Consider the following 23,288-nt stretch of genomic DNA (forward strand, 5'->3'; position numbering starts at 1 on the left):
AGCCGACCACCCGGCCGCCCGAACGAAAGCGGATCATGAGATATCGCAGCAGAGTGACGGCCCCGGTGGCCGCCCTGATCGGTACGGCCGCGGCACTGACCGCGGGTTCCCCGGCCTTCGCGGCCGGACGGGGGAACGGCGACGAGGCAACCGCACGGGGGTACGGCGACGAGGGCGGCGAGACCCTCGGCGACCCGGTCTTCCCGACCCTCGGCAACGACGGATACCGCGTCCTGTCCTACGACCTCGACCTCGCCTACGACCCGACGACCCGGCTCGTCGACGGTACGGCGACACTGGAACTCCGCACGACCGAAGCCCTGACCCGCTTCTCCCTCGACGCCCTGGGCCTCGACATCCGCACGGTGCGCGTGCAGGGCCGTAGGGCCGACTTCGAGCAGGCCGACGAGAAGCTGCGGATCACGCCCGCCGGGACGCTCCCGGCGAGGGCCCGGGTCACCGTGTGCGTGGAGTACTCCGTCGACCCGGGCCGCGCCGCCGCGCCGACCGGCGGCTGGGTCGTCACCCCCGACGGTTTCGCGGTGTGCGGTCAGCCGAACCTGGCGCACACCGTCTTCCCCTGCAACGACCACCCCAGCGACAAGGCCGACTTCACGTTCCGGATCACCGTCCCGGACGGGCTGCGCGGGGTCGCGAACGGTCAACCGGTGTGCACCGAGCGGCTGGACGGCGCCCGGACCGCGTTCAGTTACCGCTCCCGTTCACCGATGGCGACCGAGCTGGTGCAGATCACCGTCGGCGACTACGTCATCAAGGACCGGAGTGGCCCGCACGGGCTGCCGCTCCGGGACGTCGTGCCGACCGCGCGCGCCGCCGCCCTGGAACCGGCGCTCGCGCTGACCCCCGGCCTCGTCGACTGGCTCGAACAGCGCCTGGGGGCCTACCCGTTCGAGACGTACGGACTGCTGCCCTGCAACTCGGACGACCCGAACGCCTTTGACTTCACGGGACTTGAGACCCAGACCCTCACCCTGTACAAGCCGAACTTCCTGCTCCAGGCGGAGAGCAAGATCGGCTCGCACATGATGCACGAGCTGGTCCACTCCTGGTTCGGCAACAGCGTCAGCCCCGCCACCTGGGCCGACCTCTGGCTGAACGAGGGCCACGCCGACTTCTACGGACTCCTCTACCGCTACGAGCGCGGCTGGCCCGACTCCCTCGGTCTCACCACGATGGAAGCCCGCATGAAGGACACCTACGCGCGCGGCGACCAATGGCGCCACGACTCGGGACCGGTCGCCGCCCCGAACGCGGCCGACCTCTTCGACAACCAGCGCTACTTGGGCGGCGTCCTCGTCCTCTACGCGCTCCGTCAACTCATCGGCGAGGACGCCTTCCACGCCGTCGAACAGGCATTCCTCGCCCGGTACCGCGACTCCTCGGCGACGACCGAGGACTACATCGCCGTCGCCTCGAAGGTCGCCGGCCAGGACCTGTCCGGCTTCCTGCGGGACTGGCTCTACGGTACGGCGACGCCGCGCATGCCCGGTCATCCGGACTGGACGGTGACGCCGGTGAACCCGTCCCTCACCGTCCCGCACAGCCGGACCGGCGGGCACCACCGCGACAACTCCGCGACACTCTGAGGGAGTTGACCGGCCAGATCAGGTCAGATCAGGTCAGATCGGATTAGGTTGGGTCAGGTCAGTCGAGCCGGGTGGAGGGGACTTCGCCCGGCTCGTCCTCGGGGATCCGCTGTTGCGGTATGCCGACCGCCCCCTGCGGGACCAACCCTTGTGGGAGCGCCCCCTGATGGAGTGCCACCGTGCGGGTCGGTGCCGGGATGCGGATGCCCTCGGCGCGGTACCGCTTGTGCAGGCGCTTGATGAACTCGTGCTTGATGCGGAACTGGTCGCTGAACTCCCCGACCCCCAGGATCACCGTGAAGCCGATCCGGGAGTCGCCGAACGTGTGGAAGCGGATGGCCGGTTCGTGCTCCGGGAGCGCGCCGGTGATGCCGGTCATGACCTCGGCGATGACCTCCATGGTCACCTCCTCGACATGCTCCAGGTCACTGTCGTAGCCGACGCCCACCTGGACCAGGATCGTCAACTCCTGCTCCGGACGCATGAAGTTGGTCATGTTCGTCTTGGCGAGCTGGCCGTTCGGTATCACGACGAGGTTGTTGGAGAGCGCCCGTACCGTCGTCTGGCGCCAGTTGATGTCCTCGACGTACCCCTCCTCGCCACTGCTCAACTTGATGTAGTCGCCGGGCTGCACGGTCTTCGAGGCGAGGATGTGGATGCCCGCGAACAGGTTGGCGAGGGTGTCCTGAAGGGCCAGCGCCACGGCGAGACCGCCGACGCCCAGGGCGGTCAGCATCGGCGCTATCGAGATGCCCAGCGTCTGCAGCATCACCAGGAAGCCGATCGCCAGGACCAGTATCCGGGTGATGTTGACGAAGATCGTGGCCGAACCGGCCACCCCGGAGCGGGAGTTGGTGACTGCCCGGACCAGTCCCGCTATCACCCGGGCCGCCGCCACCGTCACGGCGAGGATGATCAGCACCTTCAGGGTCTGGTTGACCTGGTGCTGGACCGTGTGCGTCAACGGCAGCACCGCCCCCGCGACCGCCGCGCTGCCGATGACCGCCGACCACGGCAGGACGCTGCGCAGCGCGTCGACCATCACGTCGTCGCCGCTCCAGCGGGTGCGGTCCGCGTGCTTGCCGAGCCAGCGCAGCAGTATCCGCAGCAGGAACGCCGCCAAGAGGCCCGAGGCCAGTGCTATTCCGGCGAGCATGAAGTCGTCCAGGGTCGGCGTGCGGTTCACCGGTCACCTCCGGGGAGAGAAACGGTGGCGAAGAGCGCCGCCGACGGCCGGATGTGAAGAGTCGTCACGTTGTCCACCTGCTCGAAGTGCGGGCATTGCCGGTACTGCCGTCGCGCCGGCCGGAACGATTCCCCACACCGGCGCGACCGCTCATCCTGCCGTATCCGGACGGGGAGTTCGTACCTCGCCCGGGGCTGTGAGCACGGCTTTCGGACGATTCCCCCGGCGAGTTCGGCCTGTTCGCGGGACGGCGGCGGTCGAGGAGAGCGCGTCGGTCCGCGGTCACTGCAGGGGCGCATGTTCCGCATCACCGCTGGTTTCCCGATCGTCCCCAACTCGGCGCATATATCTGCGAGTTGACCGATGATCAGAAATGCTTGACGTGCGGTGCGGACCGGCGGCAGTCTGTCGCGCAGTGATCTACGGGAGGGGTGGTATGACGGGTCCGGTACTCGCCGTCGACCAGGGAACATCCGGCACGAAGGCCCTGGTGATCTGTCCCGAACGCGGCGTGATCGGCACCGGGTTCGTCTCGGTCGGGACCCGCCGACTGCCGGGCGGCCTGGTCGAGGCCGACCCCGAGGAACTGTACGAGTCGGTGCTCGTCGCCGGCCGCCGCGCCCTCGCCGAGGCCGACGAACCCGTGGCGGCGCTCGGCCTCGCCAACCAGGGCGAGACCGTCCTCGCCTGGGACCCCGACACCGGAATGCCGCTCACCGACGCACTCGTCCGGGAGGACCGCCGCGCCGAGAGCGTCCGCGCCGAACTCGTCGAGCACGCCGACGAGTTGCGCCGGCTGACCGGCCTGCCGCTCGACCCGCGTTTCGCCGCACCCAAGATGGCCTGGATCCGCCGCCACCTCACCCGCGACGGCATGGTCACCACCAGCGACTCCTGGCTCGTCCACCGCCTCACCGGCACCCATGTCACCGACGCGGCGACCGCGGGCCGCACCCAGCTCCTCGACCTCGACAAGGCAGCCTGGTCACCCCGCGCCCTCGACCTCCACGGCCTGTCCGGAGAACGCCTCCCCGGTGTCGTCGACTGCGCCGAACTCATCGGTACGACCACGGCGTTCGGCGCGGAGATACCCCTCACCGGCCTCGTCGTGGACCAGCAGGCAGCCCTCCTCGCCCAGCGCATCACCGCGCCCGGCGGCGCCAAGTGCACCTACGGAACAGGGGCGTTCCTCCTCGCGCACACCGGCGACACACCCCGGCGCGGGGACTCGGGACTGGTGAGCAGTGTGGCGTGGCGGCTCGGCGGGCGGACCAGTTACTGCCTCGACGGTCAGGTCTACACGGCCGCGTCCGCCGTACGGTGGCTCACCGACCTCGGCATCATCAGCGGCGCCGCCGACCTGGACCGGGTGGGCGGCGCGGTTCCGGACACGGGCGGTGTCACCTTCGTACCGGCCCTCGCCGGACTCGCCGCCCCCTGGTGGCGCGGCGACCTGCGCGGCTCGCTCACCGGGCTCGGCCTCGACACCACCTCCGGACACCTGGTCCGCGCCCTGTGCGAGGGCCTCGCCGCGCAGGTCGTCGCACTCGCCGAAGCCACCGTGACCGACCTCGGCACACCCCTGAACGTCCTGCGGGTCGACGGCGGCCTGACCCGCTCCGCCCTGCTCATGCAGACCCAGGCCGACCTCCTGCAATGCCCCGTCGAGGTCTCCGCACTGCCCGACGCGACCGCCCTCGGCGTGGGCGCACTGGCCCAACTCGGCGCCGATCCCGGCCTGTCACTCGCCGACGCCCTGCCCGACTGGAAACCCGCCGCCGTCTACGAACCGCGCATCACCCCCGACCACGCGGCCGAACGCCTCGCCGCCTTCCGCACCGAAGTGACGGCACTGCTCGACCGGACCCCTGCCTGACGAGTATCCGTATGTCCCGTGGACCTAGGCCCCGTTGAAGCGGCCGGTGCTGAAAGTCGTCCAGGATGGGCAGCGAAGTTCGGACAGCCGGGCGGTCAACTTGCCGTAATAGGGGCCCACTTCGCGCATTCCGCGCTCGCCGCGCCCTCCCGTGTCCCGATACGACGATGACCGACGCAACCGCGACAACGACCGTCCGGGCCGTTCAGGTGCGCGACCGGGCCACCTGGGCGGAGCTCTTCTTCGATCTGGTCCTCGCGTTCGGCGTGGGCCAGATCGCGCATCTGCTCGCCGGGCACGCCACCTGGCCCGTGCTGGGACAGTGTCTGCTCGTGCTCGTCCCGCTGTGGTGGGCCTGGGTGGACGTCGTCATGGCGATGAACGCCGTGCACGAGACCAGTCTGCAGCGGGTGTTCCTGATGCTGACCGCACTCGCCGTCTACGGCATGGCAGTCGCCGCGCCGCAGGCCTTGAACGACCGGGAGCAGGCCCTGCTGTACGCGGGCAGCTACCTCGCCCTGCGCCTGCTCATCGGCGAGGCCATCCGCAGGGAGTGCGCGCTCTACACCATCCACCCCTACCGGGCCGGACTCGCCTTCGCCCTCGTGCTGTTCGGCGCCGCCACGCTCCCCGCCCCCTGGCGCGAGGTGTGCTGGGCGTTCGCCGTGGTCGCCGAACTGGCGGCGCCCGTCCTGCTCAGCGGCCATCTGCGACGGCTGGCCTTCGGCGTCAACCATCTCCCGGAAAGATTCGGGCTGTTCATCATCATCGCCCTCGGCGAGAACATCTTCTCCGTGGGCGCCGGAGTCGCCAAAGGACCGCTCGACCCGGTCAGTCTGACCGCGCTCGTCCTCGCCTTCCTCATCGGCTGCGCCCTGTGGTGGCTCTACTTCCACCTCGTCGCCTCGGCCGTCGCCCACGCCCTGCGCACCCACCCGACCCCCGCGATCGTCGTACGGGACGTCCTCAGTTACGGCCATCTCGTCCTGGTGGCCGGGCTGTTGCTGGTCTCCGTCGGCGCCGTGCGGACCGTCCACGACCCGCTGCGCATCCCGCACTCCGGTGCCGCCGGACTGCTGCCCGTCGGCGCCGCCCTGATCCTGCTCACGTTCTGCTACACGCGCCGCCGGATGTTCGGCGCCGCGTCCGCCACACGTTTCTACTGCGGCCTCGTCCTGCTGGCCGCCGCCGTCGTGGCACCGCTCGTGCCCGCTCTCGCCGTGCTGGCCTTCACCGCCCTGGTGCTCCTGCTGGTCAACGCCGTGGAGCACTGGCTGATCAGCTCCGGCCGCAGCGTGCCGCTGGTACTGCGCTCACGCGCTTTCGGCAGTTCCTTCGGCACGACCTGACGTAGTGCGGGGACCGACCTCGGGCAGTGCCGGGGTCCTCCTCGCCGCGCGCGCGAGGGCCCACGGGCCGCTCCTACGGTCGCCGTATGCACCTTTCCCGCTCGGAAGAGGAGGTGGCGTGATGCCGTCCCGCACCAGCGCCTTACCGGCCTTGCTGTCACTCTCACTGGGCTACTTCAGCCTGGGGACGATCTCGCTGGCGGTCGTCGGCCTGAACGGTCCGATCGGGGACGATCTGCACGTCCAGCCCGCCTCGGTGGGCATACTCGTCACCGTCTTCGCGCTGACCTTCGCGGTCTTCGCGCCCTCGGCCCCCATCCTGCTGCGCCGCTGGAACCGCAAGCGGGTCCTCCTCGTCGGCATCGGACTGCTCACCGTGGGCGCCGCGCTCGGGGCCGTAGCCCCCAACTACGGCTTCCTGACGGCCACTCGGGTCCTCGGCGCGATGGGCGCGGCCGTCTTCGGCCCCGGCGCCTCGGCGGCCGGCGCGCTCATCGTCCCGCCGGAGCGCCGGCAGCGGGCCCTCGCCACCGTCTTCGGCGGGATGACGGCCGCCGCCGTGCTCGGGGTGCCGCTGGCCTCGTTCCTCGGCGGCAGTCTCGGCTGGCGTCCGGCGCTGCTCGGCGTGGCCGCGCTCTCCGCGATCGCCTTCGTGACGGTGTTCGTGTTCGTCCCCGAGATCCCGGCCGGCGAACCGCCCACCGTGCAGGCCTACCGCGGAGCGCTGCGCACCCCCGCCACCGTGGCCACGGTCTCGACGACCCTCCTCTTCATGGCCGCCCAGTTCACCGTCTACGGCATCGCGGGCGCCTATCTCAAGGACCGCTTCGACGCGTCGTCCGGACTGATCTCGGTGACCCTGCTCGCCTTCGGCGCGATCGGGGTCGCGGGCAACGCGTCCGCGCCCAGGATCGCCGAACGGCTGGGCGGCGAACGGACAGTGGGCCTCGCCGTCATCGGACTCGCCCTGGGCTTCGCCCTGTTGCTGGTCGCCCCGCACTCCACCGCCGGGCTCGTGTTCTTCGCGTTCTGGGCCTTCTTCAGCCAGCTCTACCAGGCCCCGCAGCAGGCCCGGCTGGTCGAACTGGTGCCCCTGCAACCGGGGTTGATCCTCGCCCTGAACGCCGCCGCGCTCTACCTCGGCATGAGCCTCGGCAGCTTCATCGGCAGCTCCCTGCTGCCGGGTGTGGGCGCCGGACCCATCCCGGCCGCTGCCCTGGGCGTCCTCGTCCTCGCCGCGCTGGCCCATCTGCTGTCCGTCCGGCAGGCGTCGGCGGCCGAGGTCGCCGAGCAGTCCGCCACACCTGTACACATCGGTTAGCCAAGGAGAACTCATGAGCAGCCACCAGGTGCACTTCGTGCGCGACTACCTGGAGACCGTCTGGAACCAGGGGCAGACCGACCTGGCCGACAAGTACCTGGCCGCGGACCTCATCCAGCACAACCCGAACCTGCCCGACGGACGCAAGCCGTTGGTCGAGTTCATCGAGGGCTTCCGCAAGCAGCTCCCCGAGGCACGGTTCGAGATCAAGCGCGCGGCGGGCTCCGGAGACCTGGTCTTCGTGCACACCCACTTCCGCGCCACCTCGACGGACCGGGGCTCGGCCGTCGTGGAGATCTTCCGGCTCGAAAACGACCTGATCGCCGAGCACTGGGACGTCCGCGACGAGATCCCGGAGACCACGGTCAGCGGACACGACGTCGTCTGACGCCGGCCCACCTCAACTCCTGCCGCCCAGAAGGCTCCTGGCCTCCTGGGCGGCAGCTTTTTCACGAAAGAAAAGGAGACAGCAGTGACACGACAGCAACCCGACTCACGCCCCGCCGCCGGCCTCACCAGGCGTGGACTCCTCGGCACCGCGACCGCCGCAGGCATCGGCGCGGCCGTGGTCCCCACCCGCGCCCTGGCCGCCGACAACACGGCCACGGACACCACCACCCCCGCAGCGGTCATCGTAGGAGCATCGGACGCCCGCTATCTCGACCTCACCTCCCGCGGCTACAACGCGAGATTCGTCGCCGCCCCCGACTCGATACGGCTCGTCCACACCACCGCGCAGGTGGTGTCCGTCGTCCAGGAGGCGGTCGACGCGGGCAAGCGCATCGGCGTACGCGGCGGCGGCCACTGCCTGGACTCGCTGGTCGACGACCCCGACGTACGGATACTCGTCGACATGTCGGAGATGGACGCGGTCCGCTACGACCCCGCCCGCCGCGCCTTCCTCGTCGAGGGCGGCGCCACCCTCGGCCACGTCTACCGCACCCTGTACCTGGAGTGGGGCGTGTCCCTGCCCGGCGGGACCTGCCCGACCGTCGGCGTCGGCGGACACGTCACCGGCGGCGGCTACGGCGCGATGTGCCGCCAGTACGGCGCCGTCGTCGACCACCTCTACGCCGTCGAGGTCGTCGTGGTCGACGCCTCCGGCACCGCCCGTGCCGTCGTCGCCACCCGCGAGCCCGACGACCCGCACCGCGACCTGTGGTGGGCCCACACGGGCGGCGGCGGTGGCACCTTCGGCATCGTCACCCGCTACTGGTTCCGCGCCCCCGACGCCACCGGCAGCGACCCCTCCATCCTCCTGCCCAGACCGCCGAAGACCCTCCTGAAGTCGACGGTCGCCATCAAGTGGACCGACCTCACGGAGGCCGCCTTCACCGCGCTGATCGCGAACCACGGCGCCTGGCACGCCCGCAACAGCGTCGCCGGCTCCTCCTACGACAGCCTCCACAGCGTCCTGATCCTCTACAACCGCGTCCAGGGCAGCCTCGTCCTCAACACCCAGATAGACGGCACCCGTTCGGACGCCCCGGCCCTCCTCGACGCCTACGTCGCCGCGGTCACCGGCGGCATCGGCGTCCCGTACACCGACGCCCGCTCCTCCTGGCCCTGGCTGAAGACCACCCTCAAAGACCCTTACGACACGGGCCTTTACAACCGCACGAAGTCCAAGGGCGCCTATCTACGCCGGGGTTGGTCCGCCGCGCAGGCCAAGACGCTCTACGGCTACCTCTCCGACGCCGCCTACGACGGGCACGCCGGCATCCTGCTCTACTCCTACGGCGGCAAGGTCAACACCGTGTCGCCCACGGCCACCGCGCTGGCCCAGCGGGACTCGGTGCTCAAGGCCAACTTCACGACGTACTGGCCGGATCCGGCACAGGACGACCGGCATGTGGCCTGGATGCGCGCCCTGTACCGCGATCTGTACGCGGACACCGGCGGGGTGCCGGTGCCGAACGACACCAACGACGGCTCCTACATCAACTACCCCGACACCGACCTCACCGACCCGGCCTGGAACACCTCCGGCGTGCCCTGGCAGACCCTGTACTTCAAGGGCAACCTCGCCAAGTTGCGGCAGGTGAAGGCCATTTGGGATCCGGGCAACGTGTTCCACCACAAGCTGTCCGTCACCGCGAACTAGCACCCGCACACCACGAAGCCCCCGCCTCGCATGCACGAGGCGGGGGCTCGGTGTTGCGGTCGACCGCTCAGCCGCTCAGGTCGGCCGGGAAGCTCACCCCGGTCAGCGACTCGCTCAGTGCGCGCAGCCGGGCGCGGTCGCGCTCGTCGTAGGCCTGGGCGCCCGCCCGGGACCGCTGGGTGCGGTTGAAGTAGGCGCCCGTGACGTCGTCGAGGGACGGGTCGGTGATCATGCGCAGGGTGCTGTGCACACCCTCCTCGACCGTGGACTGCGGGGTGAAGAGGTTCACGACCATCTTGGTCGGCATGTACGACGCCGGGTGCAGGGCGTTGGCCGTCACCCCGGTGCCGCGCAGCCGCTCGGCCAGGTCGAAGGCCAGGCTGATCTGGGCGAGCTTCGCCTGGCAGTAGGCCTGCACCCCGTCCCAGTTCCGCTCCAGCATCACGTCACGGAAGTCGATCGGCGCCTGGCCCGCGGAGCTGACGTTCACGATGCGGGCCGGGGCCGAGCGCACCAGCAGCGGCGCGAGGCGGCAGCTGAGCATGTAGGCCGCCAAGTAGTCGACCTGGAAGGTGAGTTCCAGGCCGTCCTGGCTCTCCTGGCGGGCCAGCTCGACCCCGATGCCGGCGTTGTTCACCAGCGCGTCGAGCCGGTCGTGCGTGGAGAGGACTCGGTCGGCGAGCTTGCGGATGTCCTCCAGCGAGGAGAAGTCGGCCAGCTCGTAGCTGAGTTTGTCGTTGCCGGTGGACGCGCGCAGTTCGGACAGCAGTGCCTCGCCCTTGGTCGCACTGCGGCCGTGCAGGATCAACGACGCCCCCTGCGCGGCGAGTTCACGGGCCAGCTCACGGCCCATGCCGTCGGTGGCGCCGGTGAGGAGGATGGTCTGGTCGGGGACGGGCCTCATGGTGGGGGACTCTCCTGTCAGGCGTACGTGGCCAGTTCGTCGGTGGACTGATCGGTGTATCCCTGGCTGACCTCCAGCACGATGCCGTCCGGGTCGGACACCCACACCGTCTTCCAGCCGGGGATGAAGTCGTCGAAGGTCAACGGGCCGAGCAGCGGCTCCAGTTCGCCGTCGGCGGCGGCGAGGAACGCGTCCACGTCGTCGACCTGGAAGGCGAGATGGCGTGCCGTGCCGGGGTTGTCCGGGCCGTCCTTCGCCGTGGTGAACAGGGCGTCCGCGTCGGTCGCGAACAGCTCCAGGTACACGGGGCCGTTGCGCAGGAACACCACGCGGACCCCGTCGGCCTCCACCACCCGGGCCCGGGCGAACCCGAAGTGCCGGGTGTAGAAGTCCTCCGTGGCCTTCTGGTCACGGCAGTTGAGGCCGACGTGCGACCAGCGCGGGCCGGCCGGCGCGGAAGTCGTCATCGCCGTCACGTCCCGGTGACCGGGGCGAACGGCACGCTGTCGTGGAAGTTCGCGAAGTAGGTGATGAGGCCGCCGGTGACGCGGAAGTAGTTGCACACCTTGGCCTCGACGGTGATGCCGTCGTGGGTGCGGCCCGTGATGTCGGAGACCACCGCGGCCTGCTCGCCGTCCACGACCACGTGCCGGGGGACGTTGGCGAAGGAGACGTACATCTCCGGGAAGCCCTTCATCATCTCCCGGAGCGTCTCGCGGCCCTCGACATGTCCGGCCAGCTGCTCGTCCATGGTCTGGTCGGCCGCGAACAGGTCGCACCAGGCGTCCCACTCGCCCGCGTTGGCCAGCCGGTAGTACGTGTCGACCACTTCTCGGGTGTCCATGCGCCCGTCCTTTCTGTGGCTGTCTGAGGTGCGGGAACGATCAGGGGAGGGGTACGCCGACCTGGCGCATCAGGCCCGCGGTGTCGGCCTGCACCCAGCGCTCGACGACCTTGCCGTCCTCCAGCCGGTAGACCTCCAGGCTGGTCCAGGAGACCTCCTTGCCGGTCGGCTCCTGGCCGAAGAACGGCGCGATGTGCTTGCCGTGGAAGGTGATGTGCATGATCACCTTGTCGGGCGAGGCCGGGTAGAGCGCGTCGAGGCCCACGGAGAAGTCGAGCCCGTCGTACGCGCCCTGGATGATCCCCTTCAGCTCTTCCAGGCTCTCGCAGCTCCACGCCGGGTTGTTGTCGTGGAACGTCGGCCCGAACAGGTCGTCGAGGTCGTCCAGGCGGCGATGGTTGACGGCGTCGCTGACCTGCCGGACGACGGCCAGGTTCAGGGCGTCCGAGGAGATCTGCTCGCGCAGGCCGAGCATGTCGTCCTGCGCCCAGCGCTCCACGAACAGGCCGCCCTGGACCCGCCAGATCTCGGTGGTGGACCACTCCACCTTGCGGCCCGTGGCCGGGAAGCCGAGCAGCGGCGCGAGATGCGTGCCGGTCAGTTTGACCCGGGTCAGGACCCGGTCCTCGCCGAGCGCCGACAGTTCCGCCAACTCGCCTTTCAGATCGAGGGAGTTGTACGCCCCGCGCAGCGCCTCCAGGTAGGAGTCGAGGCCGGTGATGTCGAACCCGGGGTGGTGGTCGGTGAAGTCGGCGGCGATGACCCGGGGGATCTCCGCCAGGTCGCCGGAGTTGAACGCGTCGAGGAAGCGCCGGTACAGCGCCAGGTTCTCCTGCTGGGTCTGGTCGAGGTCGGACATGCTGCATCCCCTAGCTCAAGTGGACGTCGGACAGGGACGGTTGGGAGAGAGACGGCACGGACGCCGAAGGAGCGGACCGGGACGGGCCGGCGGCCTCGCGGACGAACGCCGCCGCGCGCTCGCCGATCATCACGGCGGGCGCGTGCGTGTTGCCCGCGGTGATCGACGGCATCACCGACGCGTCCGCGATCCGCAGCCCCGCGATGCCGTGCACGCGCAGCTCCGGGTCCGTGACGGCGTCCGCGCCCGTGCCCATCCGGCAGGTGCCGGCCGGGTGCCACAGGGTGGTCGCGTTCGCGGCGACGTACCCGCGCAGCTCCTCGGGGCCTGTGATGTCCTTGCCGGGGCCCAACTCGTCGCCGCGGAACGGGTCGAAGGCCCGGGTGGCCGCCAACTCGCGGGCCAGCCGCACCCCGTGGACGAGGACGTCGACGTCGGCCGTGGAGGTGAGGTAGCCGGCGCTGACGACGGCGTTGGACTCCGGGCTGCTGTTGCGCAGCCGTATCCGGCCCCGGCTCTGCGGCCGCAGCGCGATCGGCGCGAAGGTGAACCCGGGCCCCTCCCACTGGTCGGCGGGGGCGTCGGCCGGAAGGAACTTGATGGGGCCGAACGTGAACTGGAGGTCGGGGGAGTCCTCCGGGCCCGCCTCGCGGGTGTGGGTGAACAGCCCCGCCTCGGACAGCAGCGCCCCGTCCGGGTGCTCCCGCAGCGACTGGTAGCAGATCGGCACGAACAGGTGGTCCTGGAGTCCCGCGCCGACGCCCGGCAGATCCTGGACGCAGCGGATGCCGTGCTCCCGCAGGTGCGCGGCCGGGCCGATCCCGGACAGCATGAGCAGCTTCGGCGTCTCGAACGCCCCGGCGGACACGACGACTTCACCCTCGGCGCGCAACTGGCGCCGGATGCCGTCCTGGACGTACTCGACGCCCGCGACCTGAGTCCCGTCCAGCAGCAGCCTGGTGACCAGGGTGTCGGTGAGGACGGTCAGGTTGGAGCGGTCCAAGGCCGGGCGCAGATAGGCGTCGGCGGTGCTGCACCGGTGGCCCGCGTCGTCGCGGAACGTCTGGTACAGGAAGCCGAAGCCCTCCTGCCGGACGCCGTTGTAGTCGCCGTCGGTGTCCGTGGCGTAGCCGAGTTCACCGGCGCCTTCCACGAACGCCCGCGCGATCGGGGCGGGTCGGTCGAGCCGCCGGACCCGGACGGGACCGCCCGCGCCGCGGAACGCGTCGGCGCCGCCCGAGTAGTCCTCGGCCCGGCGGAAGAACGGCAGGACGTCGTCGTAGGACCATCCGGTGGCGCCCTCGGCGACCCAGCGGGTGTAGTCGTGACGGCTGCCGCGCACCCACATCAGGGCGTTGACGGAACTGCACCCGCCGACGACCTTGCCACGGGCCACGGGGACTCGGCGGCCCTCCATGCCCGCCTCGGACTCGGTGACGTAGCCCCAGTCGATCTCGCTCCGCCACTCGGCGGTGAGCAGCGAGAGGACCGAGGCCGCGTCGGCACGGTGGATCTCGGGGCGCTCGTCCCAGCCGCCCGCCTCCAGCAGGACCACGCTCACGGACGGGTCCTCGCTCAGCCGGGCCGCGACCGCACAACCGGCCGAACCCGCGCCGACGACGATGTAATCGGCCCCTGAGGGCACCGACTTCGACGGCATGACAGCCTCCAAAAAGTGACGGGGGATCAGATGGCGGCCGGCTCGCCGACCCGGTAGTCGACGATCAGCGGACGGGCGCCCGGCGTGGAACGTTCCAACTGCCACTTCTGGTTGATCCGGAAGGACGAAACGGTGCCGTCCGTGGTCGACTTGGCGGTCCACACCACCGTGACGTCGAGGCCGACACGGGTGCCGTCCTCGTGCTGAGTCAGCTCCTCGACGGTGTGGCTCTGGTCGCTGAACGCCACGCCCACGGCCGCGTACCAGTCCACGAAGTCCGCGTGGCTGTACAGGGTCCGCTCCGGGAAGGCCATCACCAGGCCCTTGTCGGCGACGAAGGGCAGCAGCTCCTCGACCGGCGCGTGCTCGCTCAGCAGGTCGTACCAGCGCTGCACGAACTCGGCGATCTCCCGGTCGGAGCCGGTCTGTTCGCTCGGCATGAATGTCTCCGCTCATCGGGGTTCCGCTCCCGGGGTCCGGAAGCGACACACGTCCGATGACCCCACAACCGCGCCCGCCCCGGCCGCTCGCGCACGGGGACCGGCCGCACTGTGCGAAGTCGCCGCGGGAGCTGCGGCAACTCCCGGCAGGAGCCCCCGCGTTCACAGGTCGGCGACCGATGGCCAGGACATGCCGTAGTGCGTTCGGCCACTTGAGGATGTGCGGCGACCAGGGCCCCGCCGACGACCGGCGCGAACTCCGCGGACGTACACAGGAATTCGCCAGTCGGCACCGTCCCGCCGAACGGGAGGAACCCCATGAGCAAGCGCATTCTGGTCGTCCTGTCCGAATACGGTTACTGGGGTGAGGAGTTGATCGGCCCCCTGGAGACCTTCGACCAGGCCGGCTATCACCTCACCTTCGCCACCGCGACCGGCAAGCGCCCGCACGCGCTGCCGCCGAGCATGGACCCCGAGTACGTCGACCCGCCGCTCGGCCGCTCCGTCACCACGCCCGAGATCGCGGACAAGGTGCGGAAGGTCGAGGCCTCGGACCGGCTCGACAACCCCCTCGACCTGTCGTCCTGGCTGCCCGACCGGCCCTACCGGTCCAAGCCGTACTTCCTGCGCGACTGGGAGGCCTACAACACCCGCCTGGAGCAGGTGCGTTCGCAGATCGCCGACCGCTACGACGCGCTGCTGATCGTCGGCGGCAGCGGACCGATCGTCGACCTCGCCAACAACTGGCGCGTCCACGACCTGATCCTCGCCTTCCACGCCCTCGACCGGCCGATCGCCGCCGAGTGCTACGGCGTCGCCTGCCTCGCCTTCGCCCGCGACCAGGAGACCCGCGTCTCCCTCATCCGCGGCAAGCACGTCACCGGCCACTGCATCGAGTACGACTACAAGGACGGCACCGGATTCCTCGGCACCGACTTCGTGATGGGGCCGCCGCCGTACCCGCTGGAGTACATCCTGCGCGACGCCACCGCACCCGGCGGCGCGTACCACGGGAACTTCGGCAAGACGACCTCCGTCATCGTCGACTACCCGTTCATCACGGGCCGTTCGACGCCCGACTCCTACCTGACCGGACAGAAGACCGTCGAGGTCCTCGAAGAGGGCCTGCGGCAGTGGGGGTTCACGGCGACCGCCTGAGGCCGCCCGACGCCCTTTGCTCCGACGAGAGGTGAGCACGATGGACAGCAGGCCCGCGCGGATCGCGCTGCTCGAACAACTGCAGGCCGAAGGGGTCCGGTTCATGTTCGGCAACCCCGGCACGGTCGAGCAGGGGTTCCTCGACGAACTGCGCTCCTTCCCCTCGATCCAGTACATCCTGGCCCTGCAGGAGTGCACGGCCGTCGGCATGGCGGACGGCTACGCACGCGCCACCCGCACCCCGGCGGTGCTGCAACTCCACTCCGGAGTCGGGCTCGGCAACGGCATCGGCATGCTCTACCAGGCGATGCGCGGCCACGCCCCGATCGTCACCCTGGTCGGCGAGTCCGGACTGCGCTACGACAGCATGGACGCGCAGATGGCCGCCGACCTGGTCGGCATGGCGAAGCCGGTGACCAAGTGGGCCACCCGCGTGGTCGATCCCGACTCCACGCTGCGGGTGCTGCGCCGCGCCTTCAAGGTCGCCGCGACCCCGCCGTACGGTCCGGTGCTGGTCGTGCTGCCCGCCGACGTGATGGACCACGAGACCGCCGAACCGGTGGTGCCCGTGTCCTACCCGGAGACCCGCAGCCTGCCGGCCCCGGACACCGTGGCGAAGGCCGCGGCGCTGCTCGCCGACGCCCGCAAACCGCTCGTCATCGCCGGTGACGGGGTCCACTTCGCGGGCGCCCAGGCCGAGTTGGGGCGGCTGGCCGAGGTGTGGGGCGCCGACGTGTACGGCGCGGACTGGGCCGAGGTCAACCTCTCCGTCGAACACCCCGCCTACGCGGGCCAGTTGGGCCACATGTTCGGCGAGCAGAGCCGGAAGATCACCGGCGCCGCCGACGGTGTCCTCATCGTGGGCACCTATGCGCTGCCCGAGGTGTATCCGGCGCTCGACGGCGTCTTCGGGGCGGGTGTCCCGGTCGTGCACATCGACCTCGACTCCGGCGCGATCGCCAAGAACCACCCCGTCGACCTCGGCATCGTCGCCGACCCGAAGGCCACCCTGGGTCTCCTCGCGGACGCGCTGGGCCGGGAGATGGGCCTCGGGCGGCGGACCGCGGCGGTCGAGCGGCTGCGCCGGCACGCGGCGCAGCGCTCGGCCGCCCTCGCCAAGGCGGACGAACGGGCCGAGGCCGCCGCCGAGGCCGCGGAACTGCCCACCATCGCCCTCGCGCGCGAGTTCGCCCGCCGGCTGCCGTCGGACGCGATCCTCTTCGACGAGGCGCTGACGGCGTCCCCGGCGCTCTTCCGCCGGCTCCCGCCGACCGTGCCGGGCCAGTGGATGCAGACCCGCGGCGGCTCCCTCGGCGTCGGCATCCCCGGCGCACTGGGCGCCCAACTCGCCCACCCCGACCGCACGGTGGTCGGCTTCACCGGCGACGGCGGCAGCATGTACACCTTCCAGGCGCTGTGGACGGCGGCCCGCTACGGCCTCCCCACCAAGTTCGTCATCTGCAACAACGGCAGCTACCAGCTCCTTGAGGACAACATCGAGGAGTACTGGCGGGAGCAGCGCATCCCCGCCCACGAACAGCCCGAGATCTTCGACCTGAGCAGCCCGGCCGTCGACTTCGTCTCCCTCGCCGGCTCGCTCGGCGTGGCCGCCGTCCGGGTCGAGAAGCCCGGGCAGGCGGAGGAGGCGGTCGCGCAGGCGCTCGCGCACCGCGGGCCGTTCCTCATCGACCTGGTCACCGCGAAGGGGAAGGGGTAGCCGCCGTGCGACTCTCCGGTCACAAGATCGCTGTCCTGATGGAGAGCGACTTCTACGAGCCCGAGATCCTCTACTACCGCTACCGCTTCCCCGAGGAGGGAGCCGAGGTCCACTTCCTGTCCCGGCTGTGGGGCAACGAGCAGATGACCTTCCAGGGCCATGAGCACCGCATGCCCTTCGAGGTCACCGAGTCCTTCGAGGACCTCGACGAGTTCGCGCTGAAGGAGTACTCGGCGGTGATCGTCCCCTCCGGGATGGTCGCCGACCGGCTGCGCTTCACCGAGGACCCCCAACTGCTGCCGCCCGCCTCGCAGTTCCTGCGCCGTGCGTTCGCCGACCCGGCGATCCTCAAGGGCATCATCTGCCACGGCATGTGGCTGGCCGCGCCCGTGCAGGGACTGATGCAGGGCAGGCGCGCGGTGGTGCACAACAACCTGCTGGGCGATCTGCGGAACATGGGCGGCGAGTACGTCGACCAGGACGTCGTCATCCACGACGACCTGGTCACCGGCCGCACCGGCAACCACTGCCACCTCTTCGCACGGACCATCATCGACCTGCTCGCAGCCCGGACGCCGGCCCCGACCGGGCTCCGCTGACGGGATCCGAGCGGGGAGGAGTCGACCATGACACCGGTGACCGGGCGCATCCCCGTCCTCGACGTCCAACCACGCGTGCGGGACGGGGAGTTGCCCGCCAAGGCCGTGACGGGAGAACACCTCGACATCACGGCCACCGTCTTCCGCGAGGGCCACGGCGCCGTCGCCGCGGACGTCGTCCTGCACGACCCCGCGGGGCGCCCCGCCCACCGGGTCCCGATGACCCTCGTCGACGAGGACGCCGACCGCTGGCGGGCGACCGTGGTGCCCGACACGGAGGGTCCCTGGACCTTCCGCGTCGAGGCCTGGGCCGACCCGCTGGAGAGCTGGCGGCACGACGCCACGCTCAAGATCGACGCGGACGTCGACACCGAACTCACCCTGGCCGAGGGCGCGTTGCTGCACGAGCGGGCAGCGCTCGGCATCACCGCATCGGACCGCCGGGAGGCGGTCACCGCGGCCGCGGCCGCGCTCCGTGACACCCTGGGCTCCCCTCCGGCCCGGCTGTCCGCCGTCACCGCCCCCCGGGTGACGGCCGCCCTGGGGCGCTACGCGCTGCGTGACCTCGTCACCGCCTCCCGGCCCCTTCCCCTGCGCGTCGAACGCAGGCGCGCCCTCGTCGGCTCCTGGTACGAGCTGTTCCCGCGCTCGGAGGGAGCGGTGGTCCGGGCGGGCAGCCGCCCGGTCGGCGGCACACTGCGGAGTGCCGCCGAGCGGCTGCCCGCCGTCGCCGCGATGGGCTTCGACGTCGTCTATCTGCCACCCGTCCACCCCATCGGCACCACGCACCGCAAGGGCGCGAACAACACCCTCCACGCCGGCCCCGACGACGTCGGCTCGCCCTGGGCCATCGGCTCCCGGCACGGCGGCCACGACGCCATCCACCCCGACCTCGGCACCGAGGACGACTTCCGCCACTTCGTGGCCACGGCAGGGGAGTCGGGCCTCGAAGTAGCCCTGGACCTCGCCCTCCAGTGCTCACCCGACCACCCCTGGCTCACCGAGCACCCCGAGTGGTTCCACCACCGCGCCGACGGCTCCATCGCCTACGCCGAGAACCCGCCCAAGACGTACGAGGACATCCACCAACTCGACTTCGACGGCGACCCCGAGGGCCTGTACGCCGAGGCACTGCGTGTCGTACGGCACTGGATGGACCTGGGCGTGCGGATCTTCCGCGTGGACAACCCGCACACCAAACCCGTGCAGTTCTGGGAGTGGCTGATCGCCGAGATCAACGCCACCGACCCCGATGTGCTGTTCCTGGCCGAGGCGTTCACCCGGCGGGCCATGGTGCACGCGCTGGCGCAGGCCGGCTTCCAGCAGTCGTACACCTACTTCACCTGGAAGAACACCAAGGAGGAGCTGACCGCCTACCTGCCCGAACTCGCCCTGGACAGCGCCGGGTTCCTCCGGCCCAACCTGTTCGTGAACACCCCCGACATCCTGCACGCCTACCTCCAGCACGGCGGCAGACCCGCCTTCGAGGCCCGGGCCGTGCTCGCCGCGACCGCCGCGCCGAGCTGGGGCGTCTACGCCGGCTACGAACTCTGCGAGAACACCCCGCTGGCCGAGGGCGCCGAGGACTACCTCGCCTCCGAGAAGTACCAACTCCGGCCCCGGGACTGGGCGTTGGCGGAGGCCGAGGGCCGCACCATCACCCCGCTGATCACCCTCCTCAACCGGCTCCGCCGACAGCACCCGGCCCTCCAGGAGTTGCGCAACCTGCGCCTCCAGAGCACCGACTCCGACCAGATCCTCGCCTACACCAAGAGCGTCGAACTCCCGCACGGCGGCACCGACTTGGTGCTCGTGATCGTCAACCTCGATCCGCACCACGCCCACGAGGCCACCGTCACCTGCGACCCGGCCGCCCTCGGGCTGCCCGCCGACGGCACGCTCAAGCTGCGCGACGAACTCACCGGGGCGACCTACGCCTGGGGCGAGTCCACCTACGTACGCCTCGACCCGGCCCACCAGGTCGCGCACGTGCTCACACCCGCGGAGGGATCATGAGCGACGGCATCCTCGAACCCCTGCTCCCGGCCCTCGGACCCTGGCTGGAAGGCCGCCGCTGGTTCGACGCCCGCTTCACCGGCGCCCGCCTCGAAACCCGCGCGGCCTCCGTGCTCGGCGACGAACCACCCCTGCTGCTGCACGCCGTCGTCTCGGCCACCCGCCCCGACGGACAGACCCTGCACTACCAACTCCTCCTCGGCCTGCGCCCCGAACTCCCCGCCCGCCTCGAACCCGCCGCGATCACCACCGTCCCGGCCGGCCCCTGGCAGGGCTGGCGGGTCTACGACGCGCTCGCCGACGGCGCCCTCCTCGGACTGCTGCTGCGCAAACTCGCGGGCGGCGGCACGGGTACCGGCCCCCGCCTCGAACGCACCGGCCGCTACCCGCTCCCCGTCGGCCTCGTGCCCCACCCGCTCGACGGCGAGATGAGCAACACGGCGGTGGCGTACGGCGGCCAGATCCTCCTCAAGATCTTCCGCCGCCCCGAACCCGGCCCGCACACCGAGGTCGAGGCCCTGCACGCCCTCACCCGGGAACACTGCGCCCGCACCCCCCGCCTCTACGGCGCCCTGCACAGCGACGCCCCCGGCGCCGAGGGCCTGGTGCTCGGCCTCGTCGAGGAGTTCCTGCCCGACGCCCGGGACGGCTGGGAGGAAGCGGTACGGCACGCGAGCGACTGCATGGACGACGCGGGCCGCGGCGTACCGACCGGCGGCGGGTTCACCCCGCACGCCCGCAGCCTGGGCCGGGCCGTCGCCGAGGTGCACGGCGCGCTGGACAAGGCGTTCGGCCGCAGCCGGCTTGCCGCGCAGGACGTGGCCGAGGAGGCGGCGGGGATGAACATGCGGCTCAAGGAGGCCGCCGAGGAGGTCCCGGCGCTGGCCCGCTACACCACCCGGATCGGCGCCCTCTTCGACGACTACGCCCGGATCGCCGGGCGCGGCAACCCCGTCTTCGCCCAGCGCACCCACGGCGACCTCCACCTGGGCCAGGCGCTGCGCGCCCCGGACGGCTGGCGCATCGTCGACTTCGAGGGCGAACCGGCCCGCACCGCCGCCGAACGCGCCCTCCCGCAACCGGTGTTGAGGGACGTCGCCGGCATGCTGCGCTCCTTCGACTACGCGGCCCGCACCGGCCTGGCCGGCCTGGAGTCCGCCGACCCCGAGGACGGCTCGCCCGCGCGACGACTGCGCCGGCGCCGGCGGGCGTCCGCGTGGGCGGTGCGCAACCGGCGCGCGTTCATCGAGGGCTACGCGGCGGCCGGCCGGGAGGACCCGCACTGCCACCCCGTGGTGCTGCGCGCCTTCGAGGCGGACAAGGCCGTATACGAGGCGGTGTACGAATCCCGGCTCCGGCCGGACCGGCTGCCGATCCCGCTCGCGGCCGTGCACCGCTTGGCGAACACCTCCCGCTGACGGCCTGCGCCGCCGGGAATTCCCTTGCGCCGAACGGGAATTGACGACCCGGGCCGTATTCGGAATTTCCGTCGGCGGTGCGCGGCGGTAATTCGCGCGGCAGAGAGGAGCACCGCCCGGGCTGCCCTGTTCCGGCGAACGGCGCGGTAATTCGGGGGAGTTCATCGGCCGGCCGCCGGCGCCCCGACCGGAGACCCGACGAACCCCCCGGCCCGGACACTCTTCCAGGCGGGGGGTTCGGAGGGCTCTGATCCGGCCCGAAACGGAACCGGGCGACCTGCTCTGCCGGTCTGTTCGACGTCGAATGGTCCATGCCTTTACCAGGCACGACGGCGATTGGTCCATGTCTTCGCGCGGCGCCGCCAGCGAGCCGAACTCCACCTGGACGGTAGGGAACTCGGGCGGATTCGGGAATACGGCCGGGCGCTCAGGAACGGTGGTGCTCGGTGAAGATCTGGCTGGGGTCGCGGTGCGGTGCCATCCCTGCCGCCGACAGGGCCCGGTCGTACGCCTTGAGGGCCTCGGCGGTGTTTCCCTGCCGCTTCCACAGGTCGCCCAGGTAACGCCAGTTGAGCGCGACCTGGTGGGAGGGCCGGAACTGGCGCAACTGCCGGGTGGCGGCCTGGAGATACTGCGCGGCCTGGTCGAAGTTGCCGCGCATCAGCTGGATCTCCGCGAGGGTGCCCCGGGCGCCGACGGCCTGGATGCGGGACTCGGTACCGGTCAGTCCGAGAGCGCGCTCGGCGTGCGCCGCGGCCTCGTCCCACTGCCCGAGCATCGCGTCCGCGTCGGCCAGACCGATCTCGCACTGGGCCAGCTCCGGCGCGTTGCCCACCTCGGCCAGCAGTTGCTGCGCCTCCTCCAACAGCTGCTTGCCGCGCGCCGGTTCGGGCTCGTCGACCTGGAGGAGCAGTGAGCCGTAGTTCATCTTGAGCATCGCGAGATGGCGCAGGTTGTCGTCCTCGGACATCAGTGCGAGGGCCCGCTCCACCAGGGCCATGGCCTCGTTCAGCTGGCCTCGGGAGCGGGCCACCAGACCCGCGTTCCAGTACACGGCACCCCGCGCGGCCCGCGCGCCCTGCTTCTCGGCGGCGTCGAGGAGCTTGCCGCCCATGAGCTGGGCGCGGGTCAGGTCACCGCGCATGTGGTACGACGCCATGAGCGTGGCGCCGAGCTGGACGTGGTCGACCGTCACGTCCAGGCCGAGGGCGTCCAGCCGGGACATGGCCCGCTCGCCGATCTCGATGCTGAGCGTGATGTCGCCGGCGTCGCGGTAGCAGCGGCACAGGGCGACCGCGGTCTGGCACCACTCGGTGGAACCCGGGGCCAGGTCGGGGTCGCGGTACAGCTCTTCCAGGACCGCGATGGCGGCCTCGGTACGGTCCAGCTTCTCCAGCGCGGAGGCCTGGCCCATGCGGGCGCGCCGGGTCATGGAGACGTCCAGGAGGCTGGGCCTGGTCAGCAGTTCGCTGAGGGTTTGCAGTGCCTCGCCGTTGCTCCCGTTGCGCAAAGCCATCTCGCCGAAGGCCAGTCGCAGCCGTGCCTCTTCCAGCTCGTGGTCGTCCCGGCCGCTGCGCAGGTACTCCGCGGAGCAGCCGAGGCGCTCCGCGAGCGCGGCGAGCACGGACTCCGAGGGGGCGCGTTTGCCGGATTCGATCAAGGAGATGTAGCTCGCCGATATCTCGCTGGACGCCAGATCCTGCTGCTTGAGGCCACGTTTGCCGCGCAGCAGCCGGATGCGCTCGCCCAGCCCTGTCGTCGTCGTGTTTTCGAGGGGGTCCATGTGGGCTCCTTGGAGGTGGCTATGACCACCGGGATGACAGATCAACGTTACCAGTAAGTCGCCTACGATCCAATGAAGTTGGCGTGATCGATTCGCTGGCGCGAAGTGGTCTGGGCAGGCATTTTTTGAATTGACACCAATTCAGATTTCATATGGGTAAGGGCATTCCGCTTTTCGAGATCGTCTTTTGCGAGATTAATACTTGACTGATTGAGTAAGTTCTTGTTGACTCTTCTTGTCAACGTGTCATCCGTAAATGCTCGGAGAGGAGATTTTCATGAGCATCAAAGTATTCACGCTCATAGCAATCGTCGTCTTCGTCGGTGGACTTGTGACGAGCGGGCTCTGGTTGAACGGATCGGGTGCCACCACCCATCCCCTGCGCGAAGGCATCGCACAGTCCAGCGGTGCGAGCGGTGCCTGCTGCTGAGGCGAGGCCCGTACGGA

Annotated in this window: 20 protein-coding genes; 12 read left to right on the forward strand and 8 right to left on the reverse strand. The window is 70.6% G+C overall.

Translation table 11 applies throughout. The features are described 5' to 3' along the window. The first annotated feature begins 35 nt into the window (after nucleotides 1-35). The gene (locus tag OG407_RS43275) at nucleotides 36-1,607 is read left to right on the forward strand and encodes a M1 family metallopeptidase (RefSeq protein WP_405866011.1); all 1,572 of its coding nucleotides are present in this window, start codon (nucleotides 36-38) and stop codon (nucleotides 1,605-1,607) included. A gap of 58 nt (nucleotides 1,608-1,665) precedes the next feature. On the opposite strand, the gene OG407_RS43280 is transcribed toward OG407_RS43275, so the two are convergent. Then, nucleotides 1,666-2,793 (reverse strand): mechanosensitive ion channel family protein, encoded by a 1,128-nt coding sequence (locus OG407_RS43280; RefSeq protein WP_405866013.1) that lies wholly within the window; start codon nucleotides 2,791-2,793, stop codon nucleotides 1,666-1,668. A 436-nt stretch (nucleotides 2,794-3,229) separates the two neighbouring features. Between OG407_RS43280 and OG407_RS43285 the strand changes: the two genes are divergently transcribed. The 5 genes from OG407_RS43285 to OG407_RS43305 all read left to right on the forward strand — a co-directional run bounded on the left by OG407_RS43285 (nucleotide 3,230) and on the right by OG407_RS43305 (nucleotide 9,443). Then, on the forward strand, nucleotides 3,230-4,669 hold the full coding sequence (locus tag OG407_RS43285) for an FGGY family carbohydrate kinase (RefSeq protein WP_405866015.1): 1,440 nt from the start codon (nucleotides 3,230-3,232) through the stop codon (nucleotides 4,667-4,669). Nucleotides 4,670-4,836: 167 nt separating this feature from the next. After that, nucleotides 4,837-6,018, forward strand: a complete 1,182-nt coding sequence (locus OG407_RS43290) for a low temperature requirement protein A (RefSeq protein WP_405866017.1) — start codon at nucleotides 4,837-4,839, stop codon at nucleotides 6,016-6,018. A 121-nt stretch (nucleotides 6,019-6,139) separates the two neighbouring features. After that, a complete protein-coding gene (locus tag OG407_RS43295; RefSeq protein WP_405866019.1) occupies nucleotides 6,140-7,339 on the forward strand; it encodes an MFS transporter in 1,200 nt (399 codons plus the stop codon). A gap of 13 nt (nucleotides 7,340-7,352) precedes the next feature. Continuing rightward, entirely contained in the window at nucleotides 7,353-7,727 is a 375-nt protein-coding gene (locus OG407_RS43300) for an ester cyclase (protein ID WP_019060084.1), read from the forward strand. A gap of 84 nt (nucleotides 7,728-7,811) precedes the next feature. Continuing rightward, nucleotides 7,812-9,443 carry an FAD-binding oxidoreductase gene (locus tag OG407_RS43305; protein ID WP_405866021.1) on the forward strand — a complete coding sequence of 544 codons (1,632 nt, stop codon included), beginning with the start codon at nucleotides 7,812-7,814 and terminating at the stop codon, nucleotides 9,441-9,443. Between the two features lie 67 nt (nucleotides 9,444-9,510). On the opposite strand, the gene OG407_RS43310 is transcribed toward OG407_RS43305, so the two are convergent. From OG407_RS43310 to OG407_RS43335, 6 genes are read right to left on the reverse strand one after another with little or no spacing between them, the layout of a single operon-like run. Then, a complete protein-coding gene (locus OG407_RS43310; RefSeq protein ID WP_405866023.1) occupies nucleotides 9,511-10,347 on the reverse strand; it encodes an SDR family NAD(P)-dependent oxidoreductase in 837 nt (278 codons plus the stop codon). A gap of 17 nt (nucleotides 10,348-10,364) precedes the next feature. Beyond that, nucleotides 10,365-10,814 (reverse strand): VOC family protein, encoded by a 450-nt coding sequence (locus tag OG407_RS43315; protein ID WP_405866025.1) that lies wholly within the window; start codon nucleotides 10,812-10,814, stop codon nucleotides 10,365-10,367. Between the two features lie 5 nt (nucleotides 10,815-10,819). Then, nucleotides 10,820-11,191, reverse strand: a complete 372-nt coding sequence (locus tag OG407_RS43320; protein ID WP_405866027.1) for a nuclear transport factor 2 family protein — start codon at nucleotides 11,189-11,191, stop codon at nucleotides 10,820-10,822. Between the two features lie 40 nt (nucleotides 11,192-11,231). Further along, nucleotides 11,232-12,050 carry an ester cyclase gene (locus OG407_RS43325; RefSeq protein ID WP_405866029.1) on the reverse strand — a complete coding sequence of 273 codons (819 nt, stop codon included), beginning with the start codon at nucleotides 12,048-12,050 and terminating at the stop codon, nucleotides 11,232-11,234. A gap of 10 nt (nucleotides 12,051-12,060) precedes the next feature. After that, entirely contained in the window at nucleotides 12,061-13,710 is a 1,650-nt protein-coding gene (locus OG407_RS43330; protein WP_405866031.1) for a GMC family oxidoreductase, read from the reverse strand. 26 nt (nucleotides 13,711-13,736) lie between these two features. Continuing rightward, nucleotides 13,737-14,150, reverse strand: a complete 414-nt coding sequence (locus tag OG407_RS43335) for a hypothetical protein (protein ID WP_405866033.1) — start codon at nucleotides 14,148-14,150, stop codon at nucleotides 13,737-13,739. Nucleotides 14,151-14,468: 318 nt separating this feature from the next. Between OG407_RS43335 and OG407_RS43340 the strand changes: the two genes are divergently transcribed. The 5 genes from OG407_RS43340 to OG407_RS43360 are packed head-to-tail and all read left to right on the forward strand — an operon-like array spanning nucleotide 14,469 to nucleotide 21,058. Next, complete coding sequence (locus OG407_RS43340; protein WP_019060076.1) at nucleotides 14,469-15,308, forward strand: type 1 glutamine amidotransferase domain-containing protein; 840 nt, start codon at nucleotides 14,469-14,471, stop codon at nucleotides 15,306-15,308. 40 nt (nucleotides 15,309-15,348) lie between these two features. Continuing rightward, nucleotides 15,349-17,025 (forward strand): thiamine pyrophosphate-binding protein, encoded by a 1,677-nt coding sequence (locus OG407_RS43345; protein WP_405866035.1) that lies wholly within the window; start codon nucleotides 15,349-15,351, stop codon nucleotides 17,023-17,025. Between the two features lie 5 nt (nucleotides 17,026-17,030). After that, nucleotides 17,031-17,624: a DJ-1/PfpI family protein gene (locus tag OG407_RS43350; RefSeq protein WP_266865035.1), complete on the forward strand. Its 594-nt coding sequence runs from the start codon at nucleotides 17,031-17,033 to the stop codon at nucleotides 17,622-17,624. Between the two features lie 27 nt (nucleotides 17,625-17,651). Further along, nucleotides 17,652-19,640 carry an alpha-1,4-glucan--maltose-1-phosphate maltosyltransferase gene (locus tag OG407_RS43355; RefSeq protein WP_405866037.1) on the forward strand — a complete coding sequence of 663 codons (1,989 nt, stop codon included), beginning with the start codon at nucleotides 17,652-17,654 and terminating at the stop codon, nucleotides 19,638-19,640. After that, nucleotides 19,637-21,058 (forward strand): maltokinase N-terminal cap-like domain-containing protein, encoded by a 1,422-nt coding sequence (locus OG407_RS43360; protein ID WP_405866039.1) that lies wholly within the window; start codon nucleotides 19,637-19,639, stop codon nucleotides 21,056-21,058. The genes OG407_RS43355 and OG407_RS43360 overlap by 4 nt, the downstream gene beginning before the upstream one ends. Nucleotides 21,059-21,485: 427 nt before the next feature. On the opposite strand, the gene OG407_RS43365 is transcribed toward OG407_RS43360, so the two are convergent. Further along, entirely contained in the window at nucleotides 21,486-22,841 is a 1,356-nt protein-coding gene (locus OG407_RS43365; protein WP_019060071.1) for a helix-turn-helix domain-containing protein, read from the reverse strand. Between the two features lie 277 nt (nucleotides 22,842-23,118). On the opposite strand from OG407_RS43365, the gene OG407_RS43370 reads away from it, so the two are divergent. Further along, entirely contained in the window at nucleotides 23,119-23,271 is a 153-nt protein-coding gene (locus OG407_RS43370; protein ID WP_158697264.1) for a hypothetical protein, read from the forward strand. The last annotated feature ends 17 nt before the right edge of the window (nucleotides 23,272-23,288 follow it).

It is taken from the genome of Streptomyces sp. NBC_01515 (genome assembly GCF_045040345.1).
In the GTDB taxonomy this organism is placed as follows: domain Bacteria; phylum Actinomycetota; class Actinomycetes; order Streptomycetales; family Streptomycetaceae; genus Streptomyces.

Coding starts and splice junctions, on each gene's coding strand:
- OG407_RS43345 (WP_405866035.1), top strand. CDS start 15,349: ATGGACAGCAGGCCCGCGCGGATCGCGCTGCTCGAACAACTGCAGGCC.
- OG407_RS43315 (WP_405866025.1), bottom strand. CDS start 10,814: ATGACGACTTCCGCGCCGGCCGGCCCGCGCTGGTCGCACGTCGGCCTC.
- OG407_RS43275 (WP_405866011.1), top strand. CDS start 36: ATGAGATATCGCAGCAGAGTGACGGCCCCGGTGGCCGCCCTGATCGGT.
- OG407_RS43325 (WP_405866029.1), bottom strand. CDS start 12,050: ATGTCCGACCTCGACCAGACCCAGCAGGAGAACCTGGCGCTGTACCGG.
- OG407_RS43290 (WP_405866017.1), top strand. CDS start 4,837: ATGACCGACGCAACCGCGACAACGACCGTCCGGGCCGTTCAGGTGCGC.
- OG407_RS43320 (WP_405866027.1), bottom strand. CDS start 11,191: ATGGACACCCGAGAAGTGGTCGACACGTACTACCGGCTGGCCAACGCG.
- OG407_RS43285 (WP_405866015.1), top strand. CDS start 3,230: ATGACGGGTCCGGTACTCGCCGTCGACCAGGGAACATCCGGCACGAAG.
- OG407_RS43340 (WP_019060076.1), top strand. CDS start 14,469: ATGAGCAAGCGCATTCTGGTCGTCCTGTCCGAATACGGTTACTGGGGT.
- OG407_RS43365 (WP_019060071.1), bottom strand. CDS start 22,841: ATGGACCCCCTCGAAAACACGACGACGACAGGGCTGGGCGAGCGCATC.
- OG407_RS43330 (WP_405866031.1), bottom strand. CDS start 13,710: ATGCCGTCGAAGTCGGTGCCCTCAGGGGCCGATTACATCGTCGTCGGC.
- OG407_RS43295 (WP_405866019.1), top strand. CDS start 6,140: ATGCCGTCCCGCACCAGCGCCTTACCGGCCTTGCTGTCACTCTCACTG.
- OG407_RS43300 (WP_019060084.1), top strand. CDS start 7,353: ATGAGCAGCCACCAGGTGCACTTCGTGCGCGACTACCTGGAGACCGTC.
- OG407_RS43310 (WP_405866023.1), bottom strand. CDS start 10,347: ATGAGGCCCGTCCCCGACCAGACCATCCTCCTCACCGGCGCCACCGAC.
- OG407_RS43355 (WP_405866037.1), top strand. CDS start 17,652: ATGACACCGGTGACCGGGCGCATCCCCGTCCTCGACGTCCAACCACGC.
- OG407_RS43360 (WP_405866039.1), top strand. CDS start 19,637: ATGAGCGACGGCATCCTCGAACCCCTGCTCCCGGCCCTCGGACCCTGG.
- OG407_RS43335 (WP_405866033.1), bottom strand. CDS start 14,150: ATGCCGAGCGAACAGACCGGCTCCGACCGGGAGATCGCCGAGTTCGTG.
- OG407_RS43370 (WP_158697264.1), top strand. CDS start 23,119: ATGAGCATCAAAGTATTCACGCTCATAGCAATCGTCGTCTTCGTCGGT.